Below are 17,728 nucleotides of genomic sequence, written 5' to 3'. Positions count from 1 at the left end.
GCCCCACGCTGCTTGCCGAAAACCGGTCCCGGCCGCGCCCGTTGCCCATTCTTACCCTGCATGTCTTCCCGCTCCTATTCGCTGCTTGGCCTCTGGCCCGTTATCAATCGGTGGAAATTTCTGGTTCTGACGGCCGTCGGTCTGGCCCTGGTTGTCAGCATTGTCGTGGCCCTGCTGCTGCCCAACATCTACAAGTCCACCGCCGTCTTCTACCCTACTAACCCCAACACCACCGACCCCGACCGCATTTTCACCGAGGGCGGCAAGCTGGAACTTGGCGGACGGGCCGAAGACCTGGACCGCATCATCACCATTGGCGAGTCGCAGACGGTGGCCGAGTTGATGATTAAGCGCTTCCAGCTCCACCAGCACTACAAGGCCGGCAAGCCCGGCAACGACCTAGCCGACCAGACTGCCCTCGACGAGTTCAACAGCAACCTGGCGGTCGTGCACAACGACCGCGACGCCATTGAGCTGACCTTCAAGGATCGGGATAAGGTGTTGGCTGCCAAAATCGCCAATACCCTCACCCAGGTTATTGACTCCATCAATCAGCAGCTCACCTTCGAAAACCGCGGCAAGGTGATTGAGCTCTACGGCGAACGGAAAACCTACCTCGAGCAGCAGTACGCCGCCACCCGCGACAGCCTGGTGCGGGGCCGCCGCCGCTACGGTATCTACGGCATGGACCGGGAGTCGCGCTACCTGGCTCAGGAAATCATCCAGACCGAAACCGACCTGCGCCGGGCCGAGGGCGAAGGCGACTCCCGCCGGGCTGCCGGCCTGCGCCGCGCCCTGAAGGGCCTCACCCAGGCCGACGGCGGCAACCTGCTGAACCTGGAAAACTACGTGGCCGGCACCGACCTGATGACCACGCTCTACGCCCGCTTCAACGACTTGCAGGGCCGCCTGATCGGGGCCCGCAACGCCTACGAAACCGCCAAGCTGGCCATCAGCGGCAAGATCTCCTCGATTTACGTGGTGCAGAAAGCCTTCCCCGCCACCAAGAAAACGGCCCCCGTGCGCTGGCTGATTGTATTGTCGTCGGTGCTGATTACGCTGGTGCTCTCGGTTATCTTCATCACCCTGCTCGAGCTCTACCGCGGCAACCTGAGCCTGGGCCGGGCCCGCGAATAACCATGGAAACCACGCCGACTTTGCTGGAGCGCCTGTGGCCGCGCGACACCGCCCAGCGGCTGTTCGTGGTCTTCATTGCCGGGCTGCTGCTGATCGGGGCCACGGCGGGCCTGAGCCAGAGCCCCTTGCTGCTGGCGCTGCCCCTGGCCGTGCTGGGCGTGGGCGTGCTGCTCGTAGACTGGCGCTGGGTGTACTACGGGCTGCTGTTTGCCCTGGCCTTCTCCCGCGAAATCGGGCTGCCCGGCGGCTTGAGCATGGACGTGCCCTCCGAGCCGCTGATGCTGGTGCTGCTGGGTTGCTTCGCGGTGAGCGTGGTGCTGGGCAAAACCCACGTGCCGGCCCGGTTCTGGGCCCATCCGCTGGTCATCATTATGGCTCTGGCGCTGCTGTGGTCGGTGGTGTCCACGGTGTTTTCGGTGAATACGGTGAAGTCGGTAAAGTACCTGCTGGCCAAAACCTGGTACATCGTACCCTTCGTGTTCGTCACGCTCACCATCGTGCGCCGGCCCGCCGACGTGTGGCGGGTGGCGGCGTTTTACGTGAGCAGCGCCGTCATCACGGTGCTCTACACGGCGGCGCGGCACGGCACCAAGGGCTTTTCCTTCGATTCCATCAACTGGGCCATTCAGCCCTTCTACATCAACCACGTCATCTACGCCGTGGTGGCGGCGCTGCTGGTGCCCTACGCCTTTTACGCCGCCCGCGACGCCGAGCCGGGCCTTCGGCGCACCCTGTGGCGGGGGGCGCTGGGCATTCTGCTGTTCGGCGTGCTGCTCTCCTACACCCGGGCTTCCATTCTGTCGCTGCCCATTGCGGGTCTGTTTTATCTGGTGCTGCGCCTGCGCCTGACGCGGGTGGTACTGGCCGTCGCGGCCCTGGCGGCCACGAGCGGGGCGTTCTACTTTATGAGTCAGAACAACTACATGCTCTACGCCCCGGACTTCGAGAAGACCGTCTTCAACAAGCACAACTTCGAGAAGCACCTGGAGGCCACCTACAAGATGGAGGACGTGTCGGGCATGGAGCGGGTGTACCGCTGGGTGGCAGCGGCGCGCATGGTCAGCGAAAAGCCCGTTACCGGCAGCGGCCCGAGCACGTTCTACCCCGAGTACCGGCGCTACACCGTCAAGAGCTTCCGCACCTACGTGAGCGACAACCGTGAGAAGTCGACCACCCACAACTACTTTCTGCTGCAGCTGGCCGAGCAGGGCTTCCCGGGCTTTCTGCTGTTCGCCGTCCTGATCGGGGCGGCCCTGCTTCAGGTAGAGCGCCTGTACCACCGCAGCCGCTCGGCCCAGCACCGGCGCGTGGTGCTGGCGGCGGGCCTGTCACTGGTGGTCATCACCTTCCACCTGCTGCTCAACGAGCTGGTCGAAGTCGACAAAGTCGGCTCCTTCTTCTACATCGCCCTGGCCATTCTGATGCGGGCCGAAAGCTGGATTGTGGAGGAAGGGGATACGGAATTTGTAGTTAGCAAGTAAGAATTCAGGCTACTACAGGGGCTCCTGCACCTTCTGCCAAACGCACCAAGGCCGACGCCTCTCCCCTTGCGGAGAAGCGTCGGCCTTGCCAATTCCTCATTACTGCTTCTTACTTACTAATTCCCTACTTAAACCGGCAGCTCAGGATGGTGATGTCGTCGGAGAACTGGGTGTCGTTGACGTTGAAGGCCTCGATTTCGCGCAGCATTTCCGCGTGCAGGCCCTTCAGGGGCAGGTAGCGGTTGCGGCGCATCAGGCTGATCAGGCCTTCCTCGCCGTACTCCTCGCCGGCGGCATTGAAGACTTCGGTGAGGCCGTCGGTGTAGTTGAGCAGCAGCGAGTGGGGCGGAATCTGGGTTTCGCCCACGTTCAGCATCGGCAGCTCCTCCATAATGCCCAGCATCACGGTGCCGTCTTTCAGGTATTGGATCGGGCCGGTATCGGGCAGCAGGATGGGGTCGTTGTGGCCGGCATTCACGTATTGCAGGTGGCGGGTGCTGCGGTCGTAGATGCCGAAGAACACGGTGATGAACTTCTCGCCCCCCGAGTTGCGGAACAGCAGGTGGTTGAGCTCGTGCACGATGGTGGCCAGATCCACGTGCTGGCGCAGCAGCGTGCGCAGCCCGGCCTGGAAGTTCGACATCAGCAGCGAGGCCGGCACGCCCTTGCCCGACACGTCGGCCACGCAGAACATGAACTTGTCCTTGTCGATAGTTACCACGTCGTAGTAGTCGCCGCCAATGGCGGTGTGGGGCACGTAGCTGGCGTGCACGGCCACGGCGGCATCGTTGGGCAGCTTGCTGGGAAAGAGCATGTTCTGCACTTCCTGGGCAATTTCAATCTCCTTGCGGATGGCGGCCGCGGCCACGCGCTGGCGGTTGAGCCGGCGGTTTTCAATGGCCCCGATCAGGATGTTGCTCAGCGTCTGCAGAAAGCTGGTGGCTTCCTCGTTGGCGTAGTCGGGCTGCACGTTGCCAATCATGACGTAGGCCAGCACGGCATCTTTCTGCACCACCGGAATGATGGTTTCCAGCTGCTGCCACTCCGCACCCAGCGCGTAGCTACCGACGGGACAGGGCACGGAGGTGCAGTGGTCGATAATGTCTTCCGGCAGCTCAATCTTTTTGAAATCGGCCAGCTGGAAGCCAAACGACACCACGCACTGCCACTGCCGCTCTTCCTTCAGGTACACCACGATGCGGCGGATGTTGAGCTGCCCGAGCAGGGTAAACTGGAAGATCTTGTACAGCGCTTCCTCGGTGGTATCCTGGTTGATGGCCTGCGTGATTTCCAGCAGGGCGCTCAGCTCCTGCTTTTTGAGCAGCAGCTGCTTGCGCAGCGTCAGGGCATCCGCGTTGGGTTGGAGCAGGTTGGTATCGGGCATTTTGGTGGTTTTTGGTTAGCAGTTTTTGGTTGTCGGTTATTGGAATCGGGCCTGGGCCAAAAACCAAGAACTGCCAACCAAAAACCAGTCAGCCGCCAAGCGGCGTCTTGGGGTCGTAGGCATCGCGCAGGCCGTTGCCCAGCAGGTTAAAGCTAAGCACCAGCACACTGATAGCCAAGCCGGGCAGCAGCGTCAGCCACAGACCGGCCCGGGTGCCCAGCAGCTGGAAGCCCTCATTCACCATCAGCCCCCAGGAAGGAGCCGGCGGCTGCACGCCCAGGCCCAGAAAGCTCAGGCCCGCTTCGAGCAGAATGGCCGCCGCGAAGTTAGAGGTTGCAATGACGATAAGCGGGCCGGTCATGTTGGGCAGCAGGTGGCGGATGATCAGGCGGCTCTGGGGCAGGCCCAGCACCCGGCCGGCTTCCACGAAGGTTTTCTCGCGCAGGCCCAGCATCTGCCCGCGCACCACCCGGGCCACATCGACCCACATGGTGAGGCCCACGGCCACAAACGAAGTCCAGACGCCCTTGCTGTCGAGGGCCAGGGAAATGGCAATGACCAGCATGATGCCCGGAATGCTCCACACCACCGTCATCAGCCCCAGCAGCAGGCTGTCGACCCAGCCGCCGAGGTAGCCGGCCAGCGCGCCCACCAGCATGCCCAGGGCCAGGGAAATCAGCACCGCCACCAGCCCGATGCCCAGCGAGATGCGCGTACCCAGCAGCAGGCGGCTCAGCTCGTCGCGGCCGGCTTTGTCGGTACCCAGCCAGTAGATGCGCCGGATAATATGCTCCTGCTCCACTTCTTGGCGCAGCGCGGCCGCCGGGCCGGCGTGGCCCGCCACCGCGGCCAAGGCCAGGGTTTGGGGCAGCTCGGCCAGGGCGCTGTGGTTTTGGTAAGGCTCAATCCGGACTGAGTCGCCCACGAAGCGGTAGCTGCCGATGGGCGAGTCGCGAAACCGGGGCTCCCGGCCGCGCTGCCAGGTGCGCAGCATGTTGTCGTCGGCCGTGCGGGCCGAGTCGGGCCGCGGTAGGCGCAGGATGGTGGCCGTGAAGCCGGGCGGCTCCTTCTGCAGCTGCACCAGGCCGTTGTTGGCGTCGGGGGAGTTGTCGGGCAGCACCCAGTAGCCGGCCAGGGCAATGAGTACGCACAGCCCGATAAAGCCCAGTCCGAGCATGGCGGGCCGGTTTTGGAGCAGGCGCTGCCGCACGTAGTAGCCCGGCGCCCGCGCCACGGGTACCGCCCGAACGACGGGAGCAGCAGGAACGGAGGCGGCGGCCACCGCTAGCGGGAGTTGTGCGCCAGCAGCCCGGCCTTGGTGGCCAGGTAGTAGCAGTCGCGCCCGATGGCGCCGAAGGAAGTCACCTCATAGGCCAGCTCCGTATCCGGGTCGGGATAGAAGCACTTCACGTAGTCCTGCTCCAGCAGGGTGCGCAGGCCGTTTTCCAGCGCGGGCACCGGCAGGCTGGTTTTCTGAGCCAGGTCGCGGAAGGAAGTAACGAAGTACAGCTCGTCGAGAATGTCGAATTCGGAGTTGGTCACGGAAACGAAGGGCAGGTGAGGTCAGCAAATGTAGCGTTACCGCGCCGGAAAGGGAAATCAAACGTGCATCGCCGCAGCGGCAGGCGCTGGTTAGGGCAGCAGCGCTGCATATTGACTGCGGGGCGCCCGCGCCATAGCCCGCTGGGTTTCGATATAAGCCCCTATATCCTTGATTTCGGCTTCCGAGAGCTGGAAGCTGGGCATCTGCTGCTTCTGGTACTGGTTGAAAATCTTCACCGCGTACTCGTCGCCGCGGGCTACCATTTTGCCGAAGTTCTTTACCCAGGGAATAATCCAGGAAAGCGGGCGGCGCTCCGAGATGCCCGCCAGCGCCGGCCCCACCACCACGTCGTTGGCCGCATGGCACTGGGCGCAGTTGCTTTTAAACAGGGCGTCGCCGGCGGCTACGGCTTTGGAATCGACAGGAACCGTATCGGCGGGAGCCAGCTGGGCCGCTAAGGTTGAATCAGCGGATAGCCCGCTGGCTGCGGCCAACTCAGCCGGGGCCGGCTCCTGCAGGCGGTTGACAGCAGCAAGCAACACGGCACCGATAGCGCAGATTATCAACACCACACACACGGGCAGCAGCCAGGCAAACTCAACTTTGCGCATCTTCTTCGGGGCTAAGTGAACACCATTGTTTCACCAGATAAGTACGCCCCGAAAAAGCCGGAAAACAAGGTGTTTTGGCGCTATTTACCCGTCTTTCAACCTTTCCGCCCGTAGCCCCCGCGCCGCCTTATTGCCGGGCAGTACAGAGCTTTCCCTTCGCAGGCGCTGAGCGCTGGGCTAGGCGGCCGCGCTACGGCGCAGGATAAGCGCATCGTTGAGGGCGGCCGCGGCCCGGGTGCCGCTGGCCGCGGCCAGAATAGCTTGCTGAAAAGGCCCGGTCATGTCGCCCACGGCATACACGCCGGGGATGCCGGTCAGGCCCGTCTCACTTACCTGCACGTACCCGCCTTCGGGAGTGAAGGCACAGCCCAGCTGGGCGGCCAGAGTACTACGCTGCCGCTGGTTAGGACGCAGAAATACCGCGTCCACTGGCTGGCGGCGCCCATCCTGCAGCTCAAGGGCCCGCAGGCATTTGGCGGAGCCATCCAGCGCCGACACGGGTGCTTCTTCGACTACAATGGCCAACGCCCTCAGATGGGCCCGCTGCTCGGGGGTCAGATCGGCGGGCCCGTCGGTGTTGAGCGTTAGCCGCGGACACCAGTGGTGCAGCAGCACGGCCTGCTGGTACCCCGCGCGCCCACCACCGTACACGGCAACCTGATTGTAGCGATTCTCCCAGCCGTGGCAATACGGGCAGTGGTACACGCCCCGGCCCCACAATGCGGCCACGCCCGGAATAGCGGGCAGCTCGTCGGACATGCCGGTAGCCAGCAGCAACGAGGGAGTCGTCACCACGGTGCCGCTGCCCAGAGTCAGTACGATGCCGGCAGGGGTTAGCTTTGCTTGTCGGGCTTCGTGCGCGCTGAACTCTACCGGGTAAGGCAGCAGCTGCTCCCGTCCGAGGCCCAGCGCTCGTCGGGGGTCGGACCCATCGCGGGCAAAAAAGCCGTGGGGGTGCAAGGCGGCGGTTGCGGGCAGGCCGCCATCGTCGAGCACCAGTACGCGGCGGCGGGCCCGGCCCAGAACCAAGGCCGCGCTCAGACCAGCGTTGCTGGCTCCTACAACAATCATTTCGTAGGCGCTATGAGCAGGTAGCGGAATTTTAGGCATAACCGAGCGAAAAAAAACCAGGATAGAAACCAGGAAAAAAGGCAGCTCCAGCTCCGGAAGCCCGGAGTCAAGCCGGGGCAGTGGGCGGCTTGCAGGCACCCACTGCCCTTACGCCTGGCTGTCGGTTCTCACCAACCGACAACCAGGCGGCGGCTTTTTCCGGAAAGCGGAGTCGACGGCCGTTGCGCCGGCGCCCTATTGCACCGCTACCGGGACCGTAGCTTCCACATCCACGTCGCCCGGGCCGGCAGTACCGTCCTTCACGCCCGGCTGGTGGCGCAACGTGATTTTCAAGGAGCCCGTGGCCGCCGTCGTGGTTAGCAGGCGCGTGACCAGGCCCACTTCGCGGTTGTTGGCGTCGCGGTCGGTGCGGGTCACGGTCAGCAGGCCCGCGGGCGTGGGGTCGTAGAAGAACAGGTGGTCTTCTTTTTCCGTGGCTACTTCCTCCGTAATGTTGGCCACCGGGTTTTTGGTCTTGTCGAGCAGGGTGATGGTGCCGGTGTAGGTGGTATTGGCGCGCAGCGCCAGCGGGCCGCCGGTGATGACCGGGGCCGCGCCGCCGGCGCCGTCCAGATCTTCCCAGGTGATGGTAGCGGCCGGGGCGGTGCTGCCGCCGGCGGGCGTCAGCGCGTACGTAACGGTCGTAATCAGCTCGTTGTCCTCTTCGGGCTCGGGCTCGTCGTCGTCGTTTTTGCAGGCCGAAAAGGCTAGTGGCAGGGCCAGCAGCAGCGCCACCAGGGGCTTGGCCGACAGCTGGAAACGGTTGGGGGTTGACGTGGTGATTTTCATGGGGTTGGAGGAGTAAAAAGAGAGTTGTGAAAAATTAAAAGGTGAGTTTGAGTCGGACTGTGACGTTGCGGCCCAGCTCGTCGAGGTAGTAGCGGTAGCGGTTGAGGTAGTCGCGGTAGCGGGTGTTGAGCAGGTTGGTGCCACTCACGCCCAGGCTCAGCGGGTGGCGCGTGGCCGGTCCCAGCACCAGGCCGGCTTCGGCATTGAGCAGGGCGTAGCCGGCCGGTGGGGCCTGGTAGTCCTGCCCGTTTTCGGGGCGGGGCGTGCGGGTTTGCCGGGCCACGGCCTGCACCCCGGCCTGGGCATAGAAGCCCCCCAGCCGGAGTGGCGTGCGGGTGGCCGGCTGCTCGTAGCGCAGCCAGGTTTCGGCCCGGTCGGCAGGAGCCAGAATCAGGTAGTCGTTCTTCGTCACGTCCCGCTCCCGCACCGTAGCAGCCTTCAACCCCAGCGTGAGCACGGGCCGCAGGCGGAAGGTGGCCAGCAGGTCGGCGCCCCGAAACCGGGTATCGGTCTGCTGGTAGCGAAACGAGGGAAACAGGCCCCGCACGCTGAGCACCTCCGGGATGGGCGTCTGGTAGATGTAGCCCTCAAAGGCAGTCTGATACACGGTTATTTCCCCGTTGAAGCGCGGGTTGTCGTGCCAGGTGGCGGTAAGGTTCACGCCCTGCGCCGTTTCGGGGGTGAGGGCCGGCGCTCCGGGTGCCCGGGAGATGTCGTAGCCCTCCTCGTACAGGCCGCCATGTACGCCCTGGCTGGCCCGCTCGTTGGCCGCCGGGGCCCGCTGGTTCAGGCTGGCGTCGGCCCGCAGGGTTACGTGGGGCGAGGCGTCCCACACCGCGCCCAGCGAAGCGGCCGGCGTACGGTAGGCAAAGTCCTCTTCGACCACCGTGAACACCCCCGCCGGCCGGGTGGGCCGTCGGGTGTTGAGCAGGCGCCAGTCGCCGCGCAGGCCGGCTTCGAGCAGCCAGCGCGTGGTGGGCCGCCAGCGCCCGAGCCCGTACAGCCCCAGCACCTGGTTGGTGTAGTAGGGCATAAAGAAGCGCGAGCCCGGGCGGTAGGTGTTGTTCTGGTAGGTGCCGCTGACCCCCAGCTCGCCGCTGAAACTGCCCCGGGGCCGCGGCTCCCAGCGCAGCTCGGCGGTGCCGGTTTCGTTGCGGTAGTCCAGCTCGGGCAGGTTTTTGGCGGCCGTCTGGTCGTTGCGGGGGCGGAACTTGTCGTACTCGCCCCGCTCGTCCCACTGCTGAGCCACGGTCAGCCCCAGCCGCCCGCCCCAGCCGCCCAGCCGGTAGGTGCTGCTGAGCTTGAGCAGGGAATGGCGCAGGTCCTGGTAGCCCCGGTCGATAGCGTAGGTGAAGTCCTGGGCCACGCGGGGCGTGTTCTGCTGGGCGGCGCGGGCGTTTTCGGGCAGCGGGTACAACCCCAGCCGGGCGTTGTACTGGCTGAAGAACACTTCCGTCCCCCACCGCGTACGTTGGTAGCCCAGCGTGCCGGCGTAGCTGTATTCGGCGAGGCCCGAGTTGGCAATCCGGTAGTCGGGCGTGGCAGCCAGCCCGGCGCGCCGTACCGTGCCCACCACCCGACCAGCCAGGCCCGGCACCCGCTTGGCGCCGCCCTGCAGCGTGAGCGAGGCCGCGCCCAGGCCGTTGTTGCTGGCCCCGACCAGATGGGCCTCGCCGCTCAGACCGGCCGAGTCGGGCAGGGCCGCCGGCTCGGTGAGCACCACCCCGCCGATGGCATCGGCACCGTAGCGCACGGCCGCCGCCCCCTTGACCACCGTGAGGCGGGCGGCCACGAAGGGGTCGATTTCCGGGCCGTGCTCCTGCCCCCACTGCTGGCCCTCCTGCCGCACCCCGTTGTTGAACAGGGCCACGCGGTTGGAGTGCAGCCCGTGAATCATGGGCTTGAACACGCTCGGACCCGTCTGAATGGCCGACACCCCGCTCACTTTCAGCAGTGCTTCCCCCAGGGCCTGGCCCCGCGTCGCCTGCAGGGCGGCCCCGCTCAGCGCGGCCGTGACCTGCGGGACCGGAGCTTCCACCCGTTGCCCGCGCACCAGCGCGCCCTGCAGCAGCACGGCGTCGGGGTGCAGGCGGAAGTTGCGCACGGTGGCGCTGCCCACGCGCACCTCCACCGTTTCGGGGCGGTAGCCCACGAAGCTGATTTCGAGGTGGTAAAGACCAGGACAAACGTGGAAGTGGTAATTGCCGAACGTATCGGCGGCGCTGACGTCGTGGGTTTCGAGCAGGCGGGCGGTGGCACCGGGCAGCAGCTGCCCGGTTTCGTGGTCGGCGACCCGGCCGGCCAGGGCTAAGTTGCACGCCGCAGCCAGCCCGGCCGGAGCCGGGGGGGCGGGAGCAACGGTACCCGTCTGGGCGCTTGCCGGTGCGCCCTGCAGCAGACCGGCCAAGCCCAAAGCCACGCGCCAACCGCCTCTTCCCCAAAGGGAAAGCGAGGGATGTACACGCATGAAAAAGAAAAGGGGCCGCGGGGCGAAGTGGCACTTCGCCGCAGCGGTGACGCAAGGCCGCGCTGCTTAGCGCGGCTCGTCAGGAGCCCACCGTGCCACGGCGGGCTACGCCTGGGGCGGCCCGCGAGCAGCCCGCTCGCACTGGTCTACACTGGGTAGGCCGGGCACCGGTAGGATGGCCCGCACGGTGAACCCAACCCGCGACACCGGCACCGGGACGAGAACGGGCGCAGCCGGCAGCAGCGGTACGTGGTAAAACTGGTCGACGTGGCAGTGCTGGTGCTGAGGAGTCAGCAGCGGCTTGTCCTTGCGGGCTGCGGCCGGCGCCTGGGCGGCTTCCTCCTGGGTGTGCTCGTGGGCGTGCAGCACCAGCACCCATGCCTCCGGCGCCAGCATCCGCCCAAAGAGCAGGAGCAGCAGCACAGAGAGGTGCAGACGGAAAGCAGCCGAGCGAAACACGGAACGAAAGAAGTAGGTAGTAACTAACGGGCCTCCCCAAAGGTGGACTATGGGTTGTGCCCAAAGGTAGGCAGTTGCCCCCATAAACGCTCCCCTGCCGCTGGCCAACCAAGAAGTTTTTTTTGGCAGTAGGAAAAAGCTGGCTGATGGTGCTACTATCCCGTTTTGCGGCCCTTCCACTCGTAGCCCCCGCGCAGCCCGAGCAGGCCCGTGGCCAGGGCGTAGGGCGCGTAGGCCAGCTGCAGCAGCGGCAGCCAGGCCAGCCACCGCCGCCGACCCATAAAGCCCAGCACCGGCAGCAGAAACCACACGTCGGCGCCGAGCTTCACGGTCCAGGCGGCCAGCACCCAGGGCATAAGCGCAGGCCAAAGAGAGCTCAGAATCAGCCCGGCCAGTAGCGTCACGTTGGCCAGCAGCACCAGCACGGCCAATTGCCGGGGCGCTGGCTGCTGGTAGTGCTGCCACTTGCTGGCCCAGCGCACCCGCTGGCTGAGCAGCGTGCCCAGCGTGGGCTGGGCGGCCGTGCGCACCAGGGCGCTGGCGTCGCGCAGAAACCGGATACCGCCGGGGTAGGCCGCGTGAATCTTGTGGAGCAGAAACTCGTCGTCGCCGCTGGGCACGTGCTCATTGCCGGCAAAGCCCCGCACGGCAGCAAAGGCGGCTTTGCGGTAGCCCAGGTTGGCCCCGTTGCACATCGTAGGCCGGCCCAGCCCGATACCGGCGGCCCCCACCCCAACCAGGGCCGCCAGCTCCACGCCCTGCAGCTCGGCCAGCCAGCCGCGGCCGGTCAGCAGCACCGGCCCGCTGACGAACTGCACTTCCGGCGCAGCGGCCAGCGCGGCGTGGGCCATCATCCAGTCGGGGCCTACGCGGCAGTCGGCGTCGGTGCAGACCACCCAGGCCGCACCGGCGGCCCCCAGCCCGGTGCCGATGGCCGCCTTTTTCCCGGTTTGCGCGCCGGGCAGGTCAGCCAATGAAATCAGTCGTAGTGGGTACTTCACCCGCCTGGCCCAGTCCTGCACTACCGCCGCCGTGTCGTCAGCGGAGTGGTCATCGATAACCAGCACCTCGAACTGGGCGGCGGGCAGGCGCTGCCGGTGCAGGTCCTGGAGCAAAGCGGGCAGGTTCCGGGCCTCGTTGCGGGCGGCAATAAGCACGGAAAGCTGCAGCCCGGTGGCCGGAGGCACGTTGTAATCCGGGCCGGCAGCGGGCAGCCGCAGCCAGGCGCGGCGGAAGCGCAGCAGCTGACGGGCGTATAGCAGCGGGACGCTGAGCAGCCCCAGTCCCAGGACCACCGAAAGAGCTAGGCTCATGGCGTGTCGGCGTTATTTTTCCGGAACACCTTCAGGCGCAGCACGAACAGCAGGCCGGCGGCGCTGGGCAGGGCAATGTTGAGCACCCACAGGCTCAGGCTGGCGCTGAGCACCGGCAGCGCGGGCTCGTGGAGCAGCCCAAACAGGTGGGTGGCCGACAGCTCCCGCACGCCCACATCGGCCAGGGCATTGAGCGAGGGCACCAGGGACTTGAGCAGAAACGTGCCCGCAATGGCGGCAAAGCCCGGCCCAAACGGCGCGTGGGCGTCGTAGGCCAGCAGCAGCAGCCCAAACTGCGCGCAGAACACGGCGTAGCGCAACGCCGAAATAGCCAGCACGACGTGAATGGCGCGGGCCGAGTAGGTGGGCATCACGGCCAGGTAGCGGCGGAAGCGGCGCAGGGGGCGCACCAGCGTGAGGGCCGCCAGCAGCAGGCGGGAGCGGTAGAGCGGCAGCAGCACGAGCAGGTTGAGGAGCACCGTTGCCACCACCAGCCCCAGGCCCGAGGCCGGGTAGCCGCGCAGGTAAAACGTGAGCAGAAAGTACAGCAGCCCCGCCGTGCCAGCCAGCACCGTGACGACCAGCTGACAGTAGCGCCCCAGAAAAACGGCCCCCAGCGCGTCGAGGCGGCGACTTTTCAGCTCGATGATACGGCCGGCGTAGTCGCCCACCCGGTTGGGCGTGACGAAGCCCAGGGTGAGGCCCACCAGCACGGCCCGGAAGCTGCGCCGGAACGACACGGGCTCCAGGTGCCGGGCCAGCCGCCACCACTTCCAGGCCTCCAGCCCCCAGTTGACGGGCACCAGCGCCAGGGCCGCCAGCACCGGCGCCTGCCCCGCCCCGGTCAGGGCTGAGGCCAGCAGCTGCCGCCAGGCCGCCGCCGTGGCTTTGTCGGCAAAGACCGAGTGGTAGAGCAAACCCAGGGTGAGGCCGGTGATGAGCAGCTTGCCCGCCACCACCAGCCCGCGCCGCCGCCGCGTCACTTGTTCCGGCTTTTGGGTGTAGTTTTGTAAAGGGTGCTCGGGCACGGCGGCGGCAGAACGGTTGGTTACGGACGGCAAGTTACCGACTCCAGTCCAACGGCCGCCGGCCCCGACCCTCTTCTTTCCGAATCCCCTATGGCCCGCCTCCCCGACTCCCCCGATCTGCTGCCCAAAGTCATCATGGGCGTCGATCCGGGCACCCAGATTATGGGCTACGCCGTCATTGAGGTGCGCGGGCAAAAGGTGACGGTGCTACGCTACGACGTCATCGACATGAAGAAGATCGGGCCCAACCACGCCCTGAAGCTCAAGCGGATCTTTGAGCGGATGCTGGAGCTGATCGACGAGTTTCTGCCCGACGAGCTGGCCATCGAAGCGCCGTTTTTCGGGGTCAACGTGCAGAGCATGCTCAAGCTGGGCCGGGCCCAGGGCGTGGCCATTGCCGCCTGCCTGTCGCGCCAGATTCCCTACGTCGAATATGCGCCCACCAAGGTGAAGCAGTCGGTAACCGGCTCGGGCAATGCCACCAAGGAGCACGTGGCCCACATGCTGCGCCAGACGCTCACGCTGCCGCCCATCGAGAAAGCCAGCAAGTTTCTGGATGCCACCGACGCACTGGCCGTGGCCCTGTGCCACCACTACCAGAAAGGCAACAACGTGAAGGCCGGCGGCAAAAGCTGGGGTAAGTTCCTGGCCGACAACCCCGACAAGCTGGCCGCCCCGGTGGCGAGCAAGAAGGCCCCGACCAAAGCCACCACGGCAGTCAAGGCCAAGTAGCGTAGCCGGCGCCGCTCACCCTTATTATTATACAGTCCGGTCACTTAAGCCACTAGCCTATGAAGCGCCAGCCCATCCGCTCCACGTCCCTGAAAGCCGTCGGCTACGAGGCCGACACGCGGACGCTGGAAATCGAGTTCCGCAATGGCCGCGTAGTGCGCTACGTGGGCGTGAGTGCGGCCGTGCATCTGGCCTTGCTGGCCGTGCCGGGCAAAGCGCTGTTCGTGACCCAGGTGCTGGAGGGCGGGCCATACCAGCGGGAGCAGGGGCGGTAGCTGGCCCCTACTTGGGCCAGGCGTAGGCCTTCGACCATTCCCGCAGCTCCTTCACTTCCCGGGAGTGCTGCTCCAGCCACTGCGGCACCTCGGGCTGGGCCGTGCGCGAGGCCTGCACCAGGTAGGCCAGCGTGGGCAGGTAGCCGGCCCTTTGCAAATCAATAAAGTAGGGTACGTAGTATTCCCAGGCAAAGCCGGGGCGCGTGGCTGGCTTCTGCTCAGCTAGGCTTTCCAGCAGCGTGCCGAGCTTTTCAATCAGGCGCTCGGTGGGCAGCTGGCCCTTGCTGAGCAGGGCCTTGTCCTTCGCCCCTTTCATCGACAGCAGCATGTCGGCCTGGCCGAAGTTGTCGGGCTTGCTTTTGCGGCTGTTCATCTGCTTGAGCACGTCCCTATCCAGGCTGATGGTCACGCTGCTGTCGGAGGTGGGCGTCACGCCCCGGGCCAGCAGCTTGTCGAGCAGCGCCAGGTTGGGCGCCGACCGCTCGGTGAGGGGTTCGAGCTGCAAAAAGCGCAGGTATTCCAGCACGGCCGGCACCCGGTTGCCGCCGGCCGCCGTTAGGGCCCCCAGCACGCGATGGGCGCTGGCATGGCCCGGATTTTTGCGCACCGCCTGCTGCAGGCTGACTATGGCCTCCTCATACTGCTGGAGCCCGGCCTGGGTCACGCCCAAGTTGTAGTAGAGCAGCCCCTGGTCGGGGAATTTCTTCAGCCCGGCCTGATAAATCCGCACGGCTTCCCGGGGCTTTTTCAGGTCGTCGAGGGCCGTGCCGTAGATGACGTACACGTTGGCATCGGCGCGGGCCTCGTTCAGCAGCAGCTTCTTACTCATCTCAACCACTTCCTCGGGGCGGCCCAACGAGCCGTAGGTCAGGGCCAACTCGTACTGGGCCGTGAAGTCGTCGGGAGCCAGCTTCAGCGCCTGGCGGTAGCGCAGCACGGCCTCATCGTACTTGCCGGCATCGTAGAGGGCCACGCCCTCTTTGATTAGTGCTTTTACCTCGGCGGGGCTCTGGGCGTAGGTGGTGGTCAGAAGGGTGCAGAGCAGAGACACAAGCAACCCTTTGGCAGCGGAATAACGCATCATAGAGAAAATATAAATCGGCTTCTAGATCGACTATATCAGGACGTAGATCATAGTTTTTGCCTGCTATCCGATTTCAATCTCGCCCTTCAGATACGTCACTGCGTAGCCGCTCATCAGGGCCCGGTCGCCGCGCAGCTCGCACCACAGGTCGCCGCCGCGGGCCGACACCTGCCGGGCGCGCAGCACGTTTTTGCCCAGGCGGGCGGCCCAGTACGGAATCAGCGTGGCGTGGGCCGAGCCGGTCACCGGGTCTTCGGGCACGCCCACCCGGGGCGCAAAAAAGCGCGACACGAAGTCGATGCCGTTGGTACCGGGGGCGGTGGCAATAACGCCCACGTACTCCAGGGCCGCAATTCTGGCAAAATCCGGGTTCAGGGCCAGCACTTCGGCCTCGGAGCCGAACAGCGTAACCAGGTCGCGGGAGGCCAGCACGTCGAGGGGCGTGGCGTGCAGGGCGTCGCGCAGGCCGGTGGGATGCACGGCCAGCTGCTGGGGCGGGCGCGAGGGAAAGTCGAGGGTGAAGCGCCCGTCGGCGGCGTGGCGCACCCGCAGCGGACCACTTTTGGAGTGGAAGGTAAGCTCCTCGCCCTGGAAATTGAGGTGGCGAAACAGCACGTGGGCCGAGGCCAGCGTGGCGTGCCCGCAGAGGTCAATTTCGGCCGTGGGCGTAAACCAGCGGATGTCGTAGTCGGCGCCTGCGCGCAGCACGAAAAAGGCGGTTTCGGCCAGGTTATTCTCGGCGGCAATGGCCTGCATGGTTTCGGCGGGCAGCCACGCGGTGAGCGGGCATACGGCGGCGGGGTTGCCGGCAAAAATCCGGTCGGTGAAGGCGTCGATCTGGTAGAGGGGCAGCAGCATAAGACGGGCGTTGGATCGGCGTTAAAGGTAAGCGCAGAAATCAGAAGTGCTCCTCGCGTTCCGCCCTGGCAGGCGGTTTTGAGCTGGCGGGCACCCCCTCCCTTTTTTTATTCCCTTACGCCACCCTTCGTCGGGTCCGCCGGTCATAGGGGCTGAGAGCAGCTGCCGTTTTCGTTTTTCTAGTGGTCAGACAGGTTCTGCCGCTGCCCGCCGATAACGACTTCGCGCACCGGGTTTTCGCCCAGCCAGTAGGGTATTTCCTGGTAGTCGCGCACGTCCAGCACCAGCAGGTCGGCCTGCTTGCCCACTTCCACACTCCCGATTTCGGCGGCCAGATTCAGGGCCCAGGCGGCGTTCAGGGTCACGGCGGCCAGGGCCTCTTTCGGCGTGAAGCCCATTTTCAGGCAGGCCATCGACAGCGCCAGCCACAGGTTTTTGCTCGGGCAGGAGCCGGGATTGAAATCGGTGCTGACGGCAACGGGCACCCCCTGGTCGATGAGCTGCCGGCCGGGGGCGTACTTCTCCTGGCGCAGAAACAGCGGCACCAGCGGCAGCAGCACGGCCACCGTGATGCCCGCGGCAGCCACCCGGGCTGCATCGGTGGGGTTGAGGTAGTCGCAGTGGTCCACGCTGACGGCGCCCAACTCGGCGGCCATGGCGCTGCCGCCCAGGTCGTGGAGCTGCTCGGCGTGAATCTTCAGGCCGAAACCCAGCGCCCGGGCCCGGAGCAGGTAGCGCCGCGCCTCCGCCGCGCTGAAAGCGCCTTCCTCGCAGAAGATATCCACGAACTCGGCCTCGCCTTGCAGGGCCGGCAGCACGTCGGCGGCCAGGAAATCCAGGTAGTCGGCGGCGCGGCCCCAGTACTCGGGCGGCACGACGTGGGCGCCCAGAAACGTAGGCACCACGCGCACGGGCTGCCGGCGGCCCGCCTCCCGGGCCACGCGCACCAGCCGCAGCTCGGTGTCGCAGTCCAGGCCGTAGCCGCTTTTGGCTTCGAGGGTGGTGATGCCGTAGCGGCGGAAGTCGTGGAGGTGGCGCAGGGCATTGGCCAGCAGCTCCGCCTCCGGGGCGGCCCGCGTGGCGCGCACCGTGCTCAGGATGCCGCCGCCCGCGGCCAGAATGTCGAGGTAGGATTCGCCCTGCAGCTTGCGCTGAAACTCGTGGGCGCGGTTGCCGGCAAACACCAGGTGGGTGTGGCATTCCACCAGCCCCGGCATCACCACTCCGCCGGCGGCGTCCAGGGTTTGGGTGGCGGCCGTCACCCGCGCTTCGTCCAGCGCCGCCATCGGACCTACGGCCACTATTTTCTCCCCTTCGCAGGCCACGAAGGCATTTTCGAGAATCTGCCAGTCGGCCAGCGCGGGGCCGCTCAGGGGCCGATCCGCGGGGCCGCCGGCCAGGGTGAGCAGCTGGCCGCAGTTGCGGACGAGAAGGGAATACGACACGGGGCAGGCAAG

At 65.9% G+C, this 17,728-nt stretch carries 17 protein-coding genes; 4 read left to right on the top strand and 13 right to left on the bottom strand.

Annotated features, from left to right (window positions below):
- Positions 1-60 precede the first annotated feature (60 nt).
- Both ABD842_RS06830 and ABD842_RS06825 read left to right on the top strand, forming a co-directional pair.
- Positions 61-1,137: a GumC domain-containing protein gene (locus ABD842_RS06830; RefSeq protein WP_345111870.1), complete on the top strand. Its 1,077-nt coding sequence runs from the start codon at positions 61-63 to the stop codon at positions 1,135-1,137.
- A 2-nt stretch (positions 1,138-1,139) separates the two neighbouring features.
- Positions 1,140-2,618, top strand: a complete 1,479-nt coding sequence (locus ABD842_RS06825) for an O-antigen ligase family protein (RefSeq protein ID WP_345111869.1) — start codon at positions 1,140-1,142, stop codon at positions 2,616-2,618.
- A 124-nt stretch (positions 2,619-2,742) separates the two neighbouring features.
- Here the strand turns inward: ABD842_RS06825 and ABD842_RS06820 are convergent, their stop codons facing one another.
- The 10 genes from ABD842_RS06820 to ABD842_RS06775 form a co-directional block, all read right to left on the bottom strand.
- Positions 2,743-4,002, bottom strand: a complete 1,260-nt coding sequence (locus ABD842_RS06820) for a PP2C family protein-serine/threonine phosphatase (RefSeq protein ID WP_345111866.1) — start codon at positions 4,000-4,002, stop codon at positions 2,743-2,745.
- Between the two features lie 88 nt (positions 4,003-4,090).
- On the bottom strand, positions 4,091-5,284 hold the full coding sequence (locus ABD842_RS06815; RefSeq protein WP_345111863.1) for an ABC transporter permease: 1,194 nt from the start codon (positions 5,282-5,284) through the stop codon (positions 4,091-4,093).
- A gap of 2 nt (positions 5,285-5,286) precedes the next feature.
- Positions 5,287-5,544: a hypothetical protein gene (locus ABD842_RS06810; RefSeq protein ID WP_345111860.1), complete on the bottom strand. Its 258-nt coding sequence runs from the start codon at positions 5,542-5,544 to the stop codon at positions 5,287-5,289.
- A gap of 90 nt (positions 5,545-5,634) precedes the next feature.
- A complete protein-coding gene (locus ABD842_RS06805; protein WP_345111858.1) occupies positions 5,635-6,156 on the bottom strand; it encodes a c-type cytochrome in 522 nt (173 codons plus the stop codon).
- Between the two features lie 177 nt (positions 6,157-6,333).
- Positions 6,334-7,266, bottom strand: coding sequence for an NAD(P)/FAD-dependent oxidoreductase (locus tag ABD842_RS06800; protein ID WP_345111855.1), 933 nt, complete (start codon positions 7,264-7,266; stop codon positions 6,334-6,336).
- 195 nt (positions 7,267-7,461) lie between these two features.
- Positions 7,462-8,055: a hypothetical protein gene (locus ABD842_RS06795; protein WP_345111852.1), complete on the bottom strand. Its 594-nt coding sequence runs from the start codon at positions 8,053-8,055 to the stop codon at positions 7,462-7,464.
- Between the two features lie 34 nt (positions 8,056-8,089).
- Complete coding sequence (locus ABD842_RS06790; protein ID WP_345111850.1) at positions 8,090-10,462, bottom strand: TonB-dependent receptor; 2,373 nt, start codon at positions 10,460-10,462, stop codon at positions 8,090-8,092.
- Positions 10,463-10,627: 165 nt separating this feature from the next.
- Positions 10,628-10,945 (bottom strand): hypothetical protein, encoded by a 318-nt coding sequence (locus tag ABD842_RS06785; protein ID WP_345111847.1) that lies wholly within the window; start codon positions 10,943-10,945, stop codon positions 10,628-10,630.
- A gap of 191 nt (positions 10,946-11,136) precedes the next feature.
- Positions 11,137-12,294, bottom strand: a complete 1,158-nt coding sequence (locus ABD842_RS06780) for a glycosyltransferase (RefSeq protein WP_345111844.1) — start codon at positions 12,292-12,294, stop codon at positions 11,137-11,139.
- Positions 12,291-13,322, bottom strand: coding sequence for a lysylphosphatidylglycerol synthase transmembrane domain-containing protein (locus ABD842_RS06775; protein ID WP_345111841.1), 1,032 nt, complete (start codon positions 13,320-13,322; stop codon positions 12,291-12,293). Before ABD842_RS06775 ends, ABD842_RS06780 begins: the two co-directional genes overlap by 4 nt.
- A gap of 90 nt (positions 13,323-13,412) precedes the next feature.
- On the opposite strand from ABD842_RS06775, the gene ruvC reads away from it, so the two are divergent.
- Positions 13,413-14,054 carry a crossover junction endodeoxyribonuclease RuvC gene (ruvC, locus tag ABD842_RS06770; RefSeq protein WP_345111839.1) on the top strand — a complete coding sequence of 214 codons (642 nt, stop codon included), beginning with the start codon at positions 13,413-13,415 and terminating at the stop codon, positions 14,052-14,054.
- 59 nt (positions 14,055-14,113) lie between these two features.
- Positions 14,114-14,329, top strand: coding sequence for a KTSC domain-containing protein (locus tag ABD842_RS06765; RefSeq protein WP_345111836.1), 216 nt, complete (start codon positions 14,114-14,116; stop codon positions 14,327-14,329).
- Positions 14,330-14,336: 7 nt separating this feature from the next.
- On the opposite strand, the gene ABD842_RS06760 is transcribed toward ABD842_RS06765, so the two are convergent.
- The 3 genes from ABD842_RS06760 to hutI all read right to left on the bottom strand — a co-directional run bounded on the left by ABD842_RS06760 (position 14,337) and on the right by hutI (position 17,716).
- Complete coding sequence (locus tag ABD842_RS06760; protein ID WP_345111834.1) at positions 14,337-15,413, bottom strand: tetratricopeptide repeat protein; 1,077 nt, start codon at positions 15,411-15,413, stop codon at positions 14,337-14,339.
- Between the two features lie 63 nt (positions 15,414-15,476).
- Positions 15,477-16,271, bottom strand: a complete 795-nt coding sequence (locus ABD842_RS06755; protein WP_345111832.1) for a PhzF family phenazine biosynthesis protein — start codon at positions 16,269-16,271, stop codon at positions 15,477-15,479.
- Between the two features lie 179 nt (positions 16,272-16,450).
- Positions 16,451-17,716: an imidazolonepropionase gene (hutI, locus tag ABD842_RS06750; protein ID WP_345111830.1), complete on the bottom strand. Its 1,266-nt coding sequence runs from the start codon at positions 17,714-17,716 to the stop codon at positions 16,451-16,453.
- Positions 17,717-17,728 lie beyond the last annotated feature (12 nt).

Source organism: Hymenobacter algoricola (assembly GCF_039539525.1).
Taxonomy (GTDB): domain Bacteria; phylum Bacteroidota; class Bacteroidia; order Cytophagales; family Hymenobacteraceae; genus Hymenobacter; species Hymenobacter algoricola.
The sequence above is the reverse complement of the archived record's forward strand: the minus strand, read 5'-3'. Positions and strand labels throughout refer to the sequence as shown.